At 68.3% G+C, this 12,493-nt stretch carries 14 protein-coding genes; 11 read left to right on the forward strand and 3 right to left on the reverse strand.

The genetic code is table 11. From position 1 onward, the window contains the following. The first annotated feature begins 10 nt into the window (after positions 1–10). Positions 11–1,102 carry a DUF373 family protein gene (locus NO998_RS00540; RefSeq protein ID WP_267645035.1) on the forward strand — a complete coding sequence of 364 codons (1,092 nt, stop codon included), beginning with the start codon at positions 11–13 and terminating at the stop codon, positions 1,100–1,102. A 21-nt stretch (positions 1,103–1,123) separates the two neighbouring features. Here NO998_RS00540 and NO998_RS00545 read toward each other — a convergent pair whose 3' ends face one another. Further along, positions 1,124–1,966 carry a polyprenyl synthetase family protein gene (locus NO998_RS00545; protein ID WP_267645036.1) on the reverse strand — a complete coding sequence of 281 codons (843 nt, stop codon included), beginning with the start codon at positions 1,964–1,966 and terminating at the stop codon, positions 1,124–1,126. A 102-nt stretch (positions 1,967–2,068) separates the two neighbouring features. Here NO998_RS00545 and NO998_RS00550 point away from each other — a divergent pair, with 102 nt between their 5' ends. After that, the gene (locus NO998_RS00550; RefSeq protein WP_267645037.1) at positions 2,069–2,689 is read left to right on the forward strand and encodes a methyltransferase domain-containing protein; all 621 of its coding nucleotides are present in this window, start codon (positions 2,069–2,071) and stop codon (positions 2,687–2,689) included. Positions 2,690–2,715: 26 nt separating this feature from the next. Here NO998_RS00550 and NO998_RS00555 read toward each other — a convergent pair whose 3' ends face one another. After that, a complete protein-coding gene (locus NO998_RS00555; RefSeq protein WP_267645038.1) occupies positions 2,716–3,198 on the reverse strand; it encodes a type IV pilin domain-containing protein in 483 nt (160 codons plus the stop codon). Between the two features lie 37 nt (positions 3,199–3,235). Further along, the gene (locus NO998_RS00560) at positions 3,236–4,513 is read right to left on the reverse strand and encodes a DUF7096 domain-containing protein (RefSeq protein WP_267645039.1); all 1,278 of its coding nucleotides are present in this window, start codon (positions 4,511–4,513) and stop codon (positions 3,236–3,238) included. Between the two features lie 97 nt (positions 4,514–4,610). Here NO998_RS00560 and NO998_RS00565 point away from each other — a divergent pair, with 97 nt between their 5' ends. From NO998_RS00565 to NO998_RS00605, 9 genes are all read left to right on the forward strand, one after another. Continuing rightward, positions 4,611–5,666: a helix-turn-helix transcriptional regulator gene (locus NO998_RS00565; protein ID WP_267645040.1), complete on the forward strand. Its 1,056-nt coding sequence runs from the start codon at positions 4,611–4,613 to the stop codon at positions 5,664–5,666. Between the two features lie 99 nt (positions 5,667–5,765). Then, complete coding sequence (locus NO998_RS00570; protein ID WP_267645041.1) at positions 5,766–6,563, forward strand: electron transfer flavoprotein subunit beta/FixA family protein; 798 nt, start codon at positions 5,766–5,768, stop codon at positions 6,561–6,563. Beyond that, positions 6,560–7,513, forward strand: a complete 954-nt coding sequence (locus NO998_RS00575) for an electron transfer flavoprotein subunit alpha/FixB family protein (RefSeq protein ID WP_267645042.1) — start codon at positions 6,560–6,562, stop codon at positions 7,511–7,513. Before NO998_RS00570 ends, NO998_RS00575 begins: the two co-directional genes overlap by 4 nt. Before the next feature lie 114 nt (positions 7,514–7,627). Continuing rightward, positions 7,628–7,960, forward strand: coding sequence for an ATP synthase archaeal subunit H (ahaH, locus tag NO998_RS00580; RefSeq protein WP_267645043.1), 333 nt, complete (start codon positions 7,628–7,630; stop codon positions 7,958–7,960). Beyond that, positions 7,947–10,115, forward strand: coding sequence for a V-type ATP synthase subunit I (locus NO998_RS00585; RefSeq protein WP_267645044.1), 2,169 nt, complete (start codon positions 7,947–7,949; stop codon positions 10,113–10,115). Before ahaH ends, NO998_RS00585 begins: the two co-directional genes overlap by 14 nt. A gap of 152 nt (positions 10,116–10,267) precedes the next feature. Then, positions 10,268–10,519 (forward strand): F0F1 ATP synthase subunit C, encoded by a 252-nt coding sequence (locus NO998_RS00590; protein WP_267645045.1) that lies wholly within the window; start codon positions 10,268–10,270, stop codon positions 10,517–10,519. Between the two features lie 22 nt (positions 10,520–10,541). Next, entirely contained in the window at positions 10,542–11,123 is a 582-nt protein-coding gene (locus tag NO998_RS00595) for a V-type ATP synthase subunit E (RefSeq protein WP_267645046.1), read from the forward strand. Continuing rightward, positions 11,120–12,172: a V-type ATP synthase subunit C gene (locus NO998_RS00600; protein ID WP_267645047.1), complete on the forward strand. Its 1,053-nt coding sequence runs from the start codon at positions 11,120–11,122 to the stop codon at positions 12,170–12,172. The genes NO998_RS00595 and NO998_RS00600 overlap by 4 nt, the downstream gene beginning before the upstream one ends. Further along, on the forward strand, positions 12,169–12,492 hold the full coding sequence (locus NO998_RS00605; protein ID WP_267645048.1) for a V-type ATP synthase subunit F: 324 nt from the start codon (positions 12,169–12,171) through the stop codon (positions 12,490–12,492). Before NO998_RS00600 ends, NO998_RS00605 begins: the two co-directional genes overlap by 4 nt. Position 12,493 lies beyond the last annotated feature (1 nt).

Here is a 12,493-nt window from a genome sequence, read left to right on the forward strand (position 1 = left end):
CGTACCGCTGATGCTGTTGGTCCTCGCTGTCGACCTCGACGACGACCTCGGACGGAAGACGGGGATCGAGACCCCCGTGCTCGGCCGGGAGAACGTCGAGGAGGCCGCCACCAAGCTGGCGACCGCCGACCCCGAGGACTCCGACGTGAACGTGCTGTTTCAGGCGATTCACACGCGCGACGAACTCGAACGCGAGGGCGAGGAGGTCGCCGTCGCCGCCGTCACGGGCGTCGACGCCAGCGACGTGAAGGCCAACCGCGCGGTCGGTGAGGAGGTCGACACCGTCCTCGCGGCGCTCTCGACCGGCGAGAACGTCCGTGCGATCGTCATCACCGACGGCGCACAGGACGAGTCGGTGCTCCCGGTGATCCGTTCGCGGGTGCCCATCGACGGCCTCCGACGCGTCGTCGTCCGCCAGGCACAGGACTTGGAGTCGATCTACTACACGATCAAGCAGGTCCTGGGCGACAAGGAGACCCGCGGGACCCTGCTGGTGCCGCTGGGGGTGCTCCTGTTGGTCTACCCGCTCGTGCTCGTCGCCAACGCGTTCGACGTGGCGGGGTTCTCGGTACTGGGCGTTCTATCGGGGCTGCTGGGCCTCTACACGCTGTTCCGGGGGCTGGGCCTCGAGGACGCCATCGACGAGACTGCCGAGGAGGTGCGTCAACTGCTGTACGCCGGCCGGGTGACCCTGATCACCTACGTCGTCGCCATCGCGCTGGTCGCCATCGGCGGCTGGCAGGGCTACCAGTCGATACTGACCAACGCACCCACCGTCCCGTTGCCGACGCAGGCGGCGGTGTTCGTCCACGCCGCGGTCGGCTGGTTCGCGGCCGCGGGGGTCACCTCCAGCCTGGGCCAAGTCACCGACGAGTACCTCGACGGCGAGTTCCGCTGGCGCTACCTCAACGCCCCGTTCTACGTGCTGGCGATCAGCGTCGTGCTCAACGCCGTCTCCGGCTTCTTCCTGCCGGGCGATGACGCGATGTTGATCACCGACCTCGCGCTGGCGCTGACGGCGGGGACGCTGCTCGGAGTGCTCAGTACGCTCACGTTCGCCATCGCGGAGAACCGCTTCCCGGCCGCCCCGGAGACGGCCTGACCCGTCCGGCGGCGCGAGGGCCTACCGCTCCCGGCTGACGACGTACTCCGCCAACTGTTCGAGGTACTCCCGCGCCTCGCCGTCGTCGACGGTCGCCGTCGCCAGCGCGTCGAGCGCGCGGTCGGCCTCCGCCCGCGCCCGCTCGTCGGCCTCCTCGGCGGAGAGGTCGGTGACCTGTATCAGCGACGGGCGCTCCATCTCGGCGTCCTGTCCCGCAGGCTTGCCCAGTTCCTCGGCGTCACCGGTCGCGTCGAGCACGTCGTCACGCATCTGGAAGGCGACGCCGACGCCCTCGGCGTACTTCCCCATCGACTCGACGGTGAACCCGTCGGCGCCCGCTGCGACGGCGCCGACCTCCGCGGCCGCCCGGAACAGCGCGCCGGTCTTGCGCCGGGCCAACTCCATGTACTCGGCCTCGTTTTCGGGTTCGGCGACCAGTTCGGTGGCCTCCCCCTCGCCGAGTTCGACCATCGCCTCGGCGACGATGCCCATCGCGTGTTCGTCGGTCGAGAACAGCGCGAACGCCTCGCCGAGCAGGCCGTCGCTGGCGACGATGGCCGGGCCGTAGCCGTACTCCGCCCACGCGCTCGGGGTCCCGCGGCGCAGTTCGGAGCGGTCGATGATGTCGTCGACGACCAGCGAGGCGTTGTGGACCAGTTCGATCCCGACGGCGAAGTCGACGGCGTCGGCCGGGTCGCCCCCGGCGGCTTCACAGGCCAGCAGCGTGACGGCGGGCCGGACCCGTTTCCCTCCCGAGAGCGTGACGTGTGACAGCCGCTCGGCCAGCTCGGGTGGCTCGACGGACTCGACGAGCGCGGACAGTCGCTCGTCGACGATGGCGACCCGACGGTCGAGCGTCTCCATTACCCTTGTTTCGGGGCGGTTCGCCCAAGTACGTGACGGTAGCCGCCGATCGCCCCCTCCGAAAACCGCAGCATTATGGCACGCCCGCTCCAAGCGGCGCCAATGGGAGTCCTCGAGAACAAATCGCGGGCACGCACCTTCTACAAGTACCTCTCGCAGGTGTACGACACCGTGAACCCGCTGGTCTGGAACGAGGAGATGCGCGACGAGGCGCTCTCGCGGACCGGGATCGAGCAGGGTGACCGTGTGCTCGACGTGGGCTGTGGTACCGGGTTCGGCACCGAGGGGCTGCTCCAGCACACCGACGACGTCCACGGCCTCGACCAGAGCGTCCACCAACTGGAGAAGGCGTGGGCGAAGTTCGGCAAGACCGACCAGGTGAAGTTCTACCGCGGCGACGCCGAGCGCCTCCCCTTCGCCGACGACAGCTTCGACCACTACTGGTCCTCGGGTTCGATCGAGTACTGGCCCAACCCCGTCGACGCCATCGAGGAGGCCCGCCGGGTGACCAAACCCGGCGGCACCGTCCTGATCGTCGGCCCCGACGAGCCGAGCAGCGGCCTGTTCACCAAACTCGCCGACGCGATCATGCTGTTCTACGACGCCGACGAGGCCGATCGGATGTTCAGCGAGGCCGGCTTCCCCGAACGGGAACACGTCGTGATGCAGGCCAACCCCGGCAGCCCGCGAGCCATCGTCACCATCGCCACCGTCCCCGAGTAGCCGCCGTTCTTCCGGTGTCTTCGTCATCACGTGACCCGCGCCGACAGCGACGCGAACAGCTGGTTTCCGTCGAACAGGTCGACGGTGAGCCGAGCACCCGGCGCCAACGTTGGGTCGTTCGTGCCCGCGACCCGGAACGACGCCGTCTCACCCACGACCCACCCCGGGTCGGTTTCGGGGTTGAACGGCCCGGTCGGGCCGCCGTGGAACCCCGGGCTGGCGAAAAACGGGACCGGCGGCTGGTGTGTGAGTGGCTCGCCGTCGACGGCGACCTCGATCCGGAGCGCCCGCACGTCGACGGCGTCACCGCCCGCGTGGCTGATACTGACTCGATCGCCCTGCGCTTCGATCTCGAACGACGCCGTCGGCGGCGGCTCGGTCAGTGCCGTGGCCTGCCCGAGTACGGCAGTCCCCAGTACCGCGGCGGCCGCGACGGTGACGCCGACGAGGAGGACGACGCCGAGCGCCGGCGAGACGGCCCGGTCGGTGTCGGTCGGGGCGGGGAGCACGGGGGACCTGCTCGCGGCTTCCTACTTCAACGCCGGGTCAGTCGTCGATGGAGGGGGCGTCGGTGCTGCTGGTTTCGAGATAGGCCGCGGTGGTCTCGTCGCCCACCGCAAGCACGGTGTAGCTCCCGCGCGGGGAGACCGTCCAGAGCGTGCCGTCGTCGCCGGTCCGGCCGACCGTGGTGCGCTCGGACTGACCCTGGCTCAGCGTGACGGCGAGGTCGATCGGCTCGCCGGAGTTGGCGTTCTCGACGTGGATCCGGAGCGGGCCGCCGGGGTAGGTTCGGTTGACCGAGACGGTGATCCCGTTGATCGTGTTCGAGGCAGCCGAGGGGGACCGATACTGTGCCAGGCCGAACCGCTGGTACTCCTTGAACACGCGCCCGGTGCCGCTGTCGACGAACGCGGTGAGGCTACGGCCCGGTGCGGTGACGCGGACGATGTTGGTCGACCCGGAGGTCGTCGCCGAGGAGTCGCCCAACCGGAACAGTTCGGGGTAGCTCTCCCGGGTCACGTTGATCGCCTCGGTCGGGCTGAGTGTCGCCGTCGAGTCGCCCGAGCGAACCGCGCCTCGGAACGCCTCACGGTGGTAGGACCCGTCGTAGATCGTCGCGAGCTCGTAGCCGTCGGTCCCCGTGGTGACGAAAAACTGGGTGGCGTTCTCGGTGCCCCGGATGGCGTCGACCGCACGGTCACGCACGGGGCCGCCGAACGTGCGGAGTTCGTAGCGGATCTCGGCCGGTCGGGAGAGGCTGAAGCCGTCGACGTCGTCGGCGAGTTCGGTCAGCCGGACGATCCGTTGCTCCAGCGCGTCGGCTCTCGCGGCGACCGTCGCCAGTTCGATCACGAACGTCTCGGCGTCGATCCGGCCACTCGAGTAGGCCTCGATGGCCGCCTGCTGTCGGTCCCGGAGCGTGATGATCTCCGTCTCGACGGTGGAGGAGGCTTGGATGATCCGCCGGCTTCGCTCGCTGTCGTCCTCCGCCGCGAGGACGTGTTCGACGACTGCGGCGGTCTCGACTTCGACCGCGGTGAGGTTGCCGTTGAACTCCGCGGCCGGGCCGAGGTTCAGCGTCGCCCGGTCAACGCCGCTGCGCTGTACGGCACCTTCGGGGATGACGAGCACGTTCGTCTCGTTGACTGCGCTCCCGTTGAGTCCGTCCTGCTGGGCGGGCCCGAGCGGGGTCACGATGCCGTCGGCGGCGTCGACCGGCGCGGGGTCGACTGGCCCCGTCGGCGCGCCGACGGCGCCCACACCGACCGGCGCCACGAGCGAGAGGGAGAGGGCAGCGGCGACGATGAGTACGAGAGACCGCATCGACGGTGACTATCGCGGCATCCACCATAAAACACGCCGGAGCGGGGCAGTGAACTGATAGAAAGCGTTTTGCCCGGCCGCTGTCACGCTTCGACTCATGCGGAACGTCGTCGTCGTCGCCCTCCTGCTAGTCGCTGCGATCTCCGGTGTAGCGGGTGCACAGGAGGCTCCGTCCGTCGCCAACGCGACGACCACGTTCGACGCGGAACTCCGGGCCAACGGCGACGCCGACTGGACCGTCACCACCGTGGTCCCCATCGACACGGCCGAAGAACGCGACGCCTTCCGGGACTACGGCGAGCGCTTCGTCGCCGGTGACGGCGCCGCGGGGCCGGGGATCGCGTTCTTCGAGCGGGCCGCCGAACTGGCGTCGACGGCCGCCGGCCGTGAGATGACGATCACCGGCGTGGAGCGTGACTACACCGTCGGCACCGACGCGGGCCGCCTCGAACTCCGCTTCCGGTGGACGAGCTTCCTCGCCGCGTCCGGCGACGGCTACGAGCTTTCCGATGCACTGCTGACGAGTGACGGCACGTGGCTCCGCTCGCTCGAGGCCGGACAGGAGATCCGGATCCACACGCCGCCGGGCTACGACATCCAGCGGAGCATCGAGGCTCGACAGGAGAACGACTCGCTCGTGGTCGCCGGCCCCGAGTCGTTCGAGCCGACGGAGTTTGCGGTCGTCTACCGGCCCGCCGACCCCGCCAGCCCGCCGACGGACACGGCCTCCCCGACCCCGGTGGCGCCGACGCCCGACGAGGGCATCGACGGCGCGGTCGTCGGCCTGGTCGGCCTGCTCGCGCTCGCCGTCGCCGTGCTCGCGGTGTGGCGCTGGCGCGGCGGCGAATCGATCGCTGGGATCGAGGACGGTGGCTCGCCGGACGGGGACGCGGCGGCCGAGCCGGCACCCGAGGAGCCCGAACCGGACCCCGCGATCGACCCGGAACTCCTCTCAGACGAGGAGCGCGTCGAGGCGCTGCTCGAACAGAACGGGGGCCGGATGCGGCAGGCCGCCATCGTCGAGGAGACTGACTGGTCGGACGCCAAGGTCTCTCAGCTGCTCTCCCGGATGGCCGACGACGGGGAGATCGAGAAACTCCGCCTCGGCCGCGAGAACGTCATCTCGTTGCCCAACGGCGAGGACGAACCGTAGCCAACGGTCGCCGGCTTCGTCGTCCCGGCCAACGCTCCCCCTCCCGCCCGCGTGGGCATAGCGAAAGGATTTACCCCCATCCACGGGAATCCGAGGGCGATGAAGATTCTGGTGACCGTCAAGGAGGTGGCGGCCGTCGAGGACGACTTCGAGATCGACGGACTGGCCATCGACGAGCGGTACCTCGAGTACGACCTCAACGAGTGGGACGACTACGCCGTCGAGGCGGCCGTACAGATCGCCGAAGCGGCCGACGAGGACGTGGAGGTCGTCGCCGCCACGATCGGCCCCGAGCGAAGCGAGGAGACCATCCGGATGGCGCTGGCGAAGGGCGCCGACCGCGCGGTCCGTGTCTGGGACGACGCCATCGCCGAGCAGTCGCTGCTCGACGTGGACGCGAAGGTCAGCGTGTTCGAGCAGGTCGTCGCCGAGGAGGACCCCGACCTCGTCCTGACGGGCGTGCAGGCCGCCGACGACGCCTTCGGGGCGACCGGCGTCGCGCTGGCCAACCGCGTGGGCTACCAGTGGGCGGCGGTCGTCAACGACCTCGACTACGCCGCCGGCGACGAGACGGCGACGGTTCGACGGGAACTGGAGGGCGGCGTCGAGGAGATCACCGAGATCGACCTCCCGGCCGTGCTCTCGATCCAGACCGGCATCAACGAGCCCCGCTACGCGAGCCTCCGCGGTATCCGACAGGCCCAACAGAAGGAGATCGCGCCGCGTGACCTGAGCGACCTCGGCCTCGACGCCGAGAGCGTTGACGGCGCGCTGGAACTGGTCGACATGTACGAACCCGAGAGCGAGTCCGACGCGACCCTCTTCGAGGGGAGCGCCGAGGACACCGCCGCGGAGTTGGCTTCCGTGCTGCGGGACAAGGGGGTGGTCGGCGAATGAGCGACGTTCTGTTCGTCGCCGAACACCGCCGCGGCGAACTCCGTGACGTGAGCTACGAGGGGATCACCGCCGGCCGCGAACTGGCCGACGAACTCGGTGGCGACTTCCACGTCGCCGTGGTCTCCGGCGGCGTCGAGGCGTTCGCCGAGTCCCTCAACACGCCGGAAGTGGACGCCATCCACACCGTCGACGCCGGCGAGGAGTTCGATCACGACACCTACACGGCAGCGACCGAGGCGCTCCACGCCGAGATCGACCCGGCCGCGCTGGTGCTGCCGAACTCGGTCAACGGCCTCGACTACGCCCCGGCGGTCGCCGACGAACTCGGCCTGCCGTACGCCACCGACGCGGTGGGGATCGAGTACGACGGCGGCCTGACCGTCACCCGCGAGATGTACGGCTCGAAGGTCGAGACGACCGTCGACGTGGCCGGCGACCAGTTCGTCGTCAGCATCCGCGGCGGCGAGTGGGCCGCCGCGAGCGGCGCCGGCGACGCCGAGGTCTCGGCGTTCGACTTCGACGAGTCCGGCGTGGCCGACGGCTCCCGCGTGCAGGGGTTCGAGGAGGTCGGCGGCGGCGACGTGGACATCGGCGACGCGGAGTTCCTGGTCTCCATCGGCCGCGGAATCGAGGAGGAGGAGAACCTCGACCTGATCCGCGACCTGTGTGACGCCACCGGCGCGACGCTCTCCTCGTCCCGGCCCATCGTCGACAACGGCTGGCTCCCCAAGAACCGACAGGTCGGCCAGTCCGGCAAGCAGGTGACGCCGAAGGTCTACCTCGCCATCGGTATCTCCGGGGCGGTCCAGCACGTCGCCGGGATGAAGGGCGCCGAGACGATCATCGCGATCAACAGCGACCCGAACGCGCCGATCTTCGACATCGCCGACTACGGGATCGTCGGCGACCTGTTCGACGTGGTGCCGGCCCTGATCGAGCAGTTCGACTGAGTCGGCCCGACGCCGTTTTCTTGCGGTTCGAGAAGTCGGTCTGTACCGGGAGAGGAGCCGCTCGCTTTCGCAAACACCTTATACGGCCCGCGGAAACCACGAACCGATCAGCTAATGCCCAGACCGGAAGTTCTTGACCGGATCAAGGAGGCGGAGGCGGACGCCGACGAGATCCTCGAGGAGGCTCGCCGGGAGAAAGAGGAGACCATCGCCGACGCCCGCGAGCGGGCGACCGAAATCCGGCGGGAGGCCGAAGAGGAAGCAGCCGAACTCGAGGAGGAGCGCCTCGAGGAGGCCCGCGCGGAGATCGAACGCGAGAAGGAGGAGATCATCCGCGACGGCGAGGACGAGCGGGAGGCGCTCGTCGAACAGGCCGAAGGCAACATCGAGGAGGCCGTCGACTACGCGGTCGACCAGTTCGAGGAGGCGGTGCATGCTCAGACCTAAGCAGATGAGCAAGCTCTCGGTGACTGGCTCCAAGCAGGTCATGGGGTCGGTCGTCGAGCTCGTCCACGATCGCAACGTCGTCGACGTCTCCGAGTACGACGGCTCGTGGGACGGCTTCCAGCCCGGGAACCCCGAGGCGGAAGCCGAGGAAGCGTCCGAACAACTCGTGACGATCCGCTCGATCAAGAGTATCCTCGGCGTCGACGACGACGACGCGGACGGGAGCCGGTCGGTGTCCGACGCGGACATCGACGCCGAACTCCCCGAGATCCGTCAGCGGGTCAACGAACTCGACGATCGGCGTGACGAACTCCGCGAGGAGCTTCGTGGGGTCGAGGAGCGCCTCGACGCCGTCGAGCCGTTCGTCGACCTCGGGATCGACCTGAACCTGCTCTCGGGCTACGACAGCCTCGAAGTCGCCGTCGGCTACGGCGACGAGCGATCCGTCGAACGCGAACTGCTGGACGCCGACGGCATCCGGCAGTACGAGATCTTCACCGGCGACGACGTGATGGCGGTGTTCGTCTACCCGAGCAAGCACGCCGAGGGCGTCCTCGACGACGCGCTCGTCGGTGCGGCGTTCACGAGCCTCGACGTGCCCGACTCGGAGGTCGCTCCGGAGTCCTACGTCCGGGAACTCGAGAGCGAGAAACAGCGCATCGAGTCCGACATCGAGGAGATCGAGTCGACGTTCGCCGACCTCGAACGGGACCACGCCCCGTTCCTGCTCGCCGCCGAGGAGCAGTTGATGATCGAGGTCCAGAAGGCCGAAGCGCCGCTCTCCTTTGCGACGACGAAAAGCGCGTTCGTCGCCGAAGGCTGGGTCCCCACCGAGGAGTACGAGGGGATCGCGGCGGCGCTGAAGGACGAACTGGGCGACCGTATCGAGGTCGAGGAGGTCGAGCGCGCACAGTTCAAGTCCGACGGTGACGCGGTCCACGAGCACGGCGAGGCCGTCGCCGACGGCGGGACGACGATCGGTCGGGACGACCCCCCGGTCGTGCAGGACAACAACGGGCTGGTCCGTCCCTTCGAGGTGCTGGTGAACGCGATCGGTCGACCCAACTACAGCGAGTTCGACCCGACCGCGCTGGTGTTCCTCACCTTCCCGCTGCTGTTCGGGTTCATGATCGGCGACCTCGGATACGGCCTGATCTACACCGCGATCGGTGGGGCCCTCTACACGCAGTTCGACAGTCCGGCGTTCAAGAGCATGGGCGGCGTGACGATCGCCGCGGGGCTCTCGACGGCGGTGTTCGGCGTGCTGTACGGCGAAGTGTTCGGGCTGCACATCCTGGGCGACATGCTGTTCGGTCACAGCGGCCCGCCGCTGCGGAAGGGGCTCCAGCCGGCCTACAGCTACTGGGTTCCCGCGTGGATCGTCGTTAGCGCGCTCGCCGCGCTGGTCCACCTGAACATCGGCTACGTGCTCGGCTTCATCGAGGAACTGCAGTTCCACGGCATCAAGGAAGCAGTCTACGAGAAGGGTTCGTGGATCCTCGCGATGAACGGCCTCTGGCTGTTCATCCTCAGCACGTGGTTCCAGGGCTCGAAGCCCGACTTCCTGTTCACGGCGTTCGACAGCGGTTCCGAGGCGGCGTTCGCGCTCGGCTTCACCGGGCTGCCGGTCGTCGTCGGACAGGCCGGTATCGGCCTGTTCCTGCTCGGGTTCCTGCTCCTGTTCATCGGGGCGCCCGGCGAGGCAGTCGAGATCTTCGACGCGCTGGTGAACGTGCTCTCGTACGCCCGACTCGCGGCGGTGCTGCTGGCGAAGGCGGGGATGGCCTTTGCGGTCAACCTCTTCTTCTTCGGCGTCTACGTCGACGAGAAGGGTGGCTACCACTATGGGGTCGGCGGCATGCCCGACGCACAGGCGGTCGCGAACCTCGCACAGGGTGAGACGCTCAGCTACCACGGCTACGAAGTGACCAGCATCATGTTCGGCGGGCTCTACCACGGTGAGGCGGCCTCGCTGATCCTCGGGATCGTCGTTCTGGTGCTCGGCCACCTGCTCGTGCTCGCGCTGGGTGTGACCAGCGCTGGCCTGCAGGCGGTCCGTCTGGAGTACTACGAGTTCTTCTCGAAGTTCTTCGACGGCGGCGGGCGTGCCTACGAACCGTTCGGCTACGAACGGAAACACAGCCGACAGGAGTAGGCTTCCACCCCCGCCGATCGGTCTTTCATGTGGCAGTATCACATACGAACAGCGGCGGCTCGGACCCGAGCGCGGCCGATTTCTTTGGGAAGGTTTATGACCGTCGTGGAGCCAACTACGCGTGTTCGGAGACGACCGAGTAAATACTCACTATGTTCGAAATCACACCCCAACTCGCAAGCCTCGCACTGCAGGAAAACGCGATCCTCACCGGTACTGGCGCAGCCGCCATCGGTGTCGGCCTCGCCGCGCTCGGCGCCGGCTACGCCGAGCGAGGTATCGGTTCTGCCGCCGTCGGCGCCGTCGCTGAGGACGACAGCCTCTTCGTGCAGGCACTCATCCTGACTGTCCTGCCGGAGACGATCCTCATCTTCGCGCTGGTCGCCATGATCCTGGCAGCGTAAACTTTCCTCCCCCTTTCCGCTCATGAGCTTGGAAACCGTCGTTGAGGACGTTCGAGACGAAGCCCGCGCGCGTGCCGAGGAGATACGCGAAGAGGGCGAGAGCCGGGCCGACGAGATCATCTCGGAGGCGGAGGCAGACGCCGAAGAGATCGTCCAACAACGCGAGGAGGAAGTCGAAGCACAGATCGACGAGGAGCGCGAGCAGGCGCTCTCGAGTGCGAAACTCACGGCAAAGCAGAAGCGCCTCGAAGCACGTCGTGACGTGCTGGAACAGGTCCGCGACGGCCTCGAGGACCGCGTCGCCGAGGTCGACGGCGAGCGCCGCGAGGAGCTGACCCGTTCGCTGATCGACGCCGCGGCCGAGGAGTTCGACGACGACGCGACCGTCGAGGTCTACGGCCGCGAATCCGACGAGGAGCTGCTGACCGACCTGCTCGCCGACTACGAGGGCTGGTCGTTCGCCGGCACCGAGGACTGCCTCGGTGGCGTCGTCGTCGAGAGCGAGAGCTCCCGAGTCAGCGTGGACAACACCTTCGACTCCGTGATCGCGGAGGTCTGGGACGACGAACTCAAACACATCAGCGAACGCCTCTTCGAAGAATGAGCGCAACCGGCAGTTCCAACCCGGAGTACGTCAACGCTCGCGTGAGCGCCCGGCGTGCGAAGCTGTTCGACGAGGAGGACTACCGGAAGCTGCTGCGGATGCGCCCAGACGAGATCTCCCGCTACATGGAGGAGTCGACCTACCAGGGGCCGATCAACCGACTGGGTTCGCGGTTCTCGGGCGTCGACCTGATCGAGTACGCCCTGAACGCGGGGCTGGCAGAGACGTTCGACGAGATGCTCGCGTGGGCCGACGGTACCCTGTACGAGCAGATCGCTCGCTACCTGCGGAAGTTCGACGCGTGGAACGTCAAGACGGCCGTGCGTGGCGTCTACGCGGACACCGACCCGGAGGCGATCGACGACGACCTGATCCGCGCCGGGGAGTTCGACGACGACCTCCTCGACCGCCTCGTCGACGCCGAGAGCATCGACGCCATCGTCGACCTGCTCGAGGGCACGATGTTCGGCGAGCCGCTGGCGGCAGCGGCCGACGAGTACGAGGAGTCCGGGACGCTGGTGGCCCTCGAGAACGCGATCGACCGCGCGTACTACGAGAACCTCTTCGAGGGCGTGACCACGGCGGGCGCCGGCCCGGGGTCGGCGTACGCGGAGTTCCTGCAGGCCGAGATCGACTTCCGGAACGCCCGGAACGCACTCCGTCTCGCACGCAGCGGCGCCGAGATCGATCCGGCGGAGTACTTCATCGAGGGTGGCACGCTGTTCACCCCCGAGCAGCTCTCCACGCTCTCGCGGAACCGCGACCAGCTGGTCGACGTCATCCGCGAGAGCCGGTACGGTGACGAGCTCTCGGCCGCACTCGACGAGTTGGCCGAGGTCGACAGCCTCATCGGCTTCGAGCAGGCCCTGGAAGGCGCGCTGCTGGAACACTCCCGCAACGCGGCCCACGCCCACCCGATGTCGGTCTGTCCGGTCATCGCCTTCGTGCTCGCGAAGGAGCGCGAGGCAGACAACATCCGTGCCATCGCCCGGGGCACCGAGGCGGGGCTCGACCCCGACGAGATCCGGGCGGAACTGGTGGTACGATGAGCACTGAGATAGCCGTTATCGGTAGCCCGGAGTTCACGACCGGGTTCCGTCTCGCCGGCGTCCGGAAGTTCGAGGACGTTCCCGAGGCGGAGAAGGACGAGCGACTCGACGACGCCGTCGAGACGACGCTCGAAGACGAGGGAGTCGGCATCATCGTGATGCACGACGACGACCTCGACCACCTCTCGCGGGGGACCCGCGAGGCAGTCGAGACGAGCGTCGAACCGACGCTCGTGACACTCGGCGGTGGCGCTGGCAGCGGCGGGCTGCGCGACCAGATCAAACGAGCCATCGGGATCGACCTGATGGATGAGGACTAAC

Source organism: Halolamina litorea, from assembly GCF_026616205.1.
Lineage (GTDB): Archaea > Halobacteriota > Halobacteria > Halobacteriales > Haloferacaceae > Halolamina > Halolamina litorea.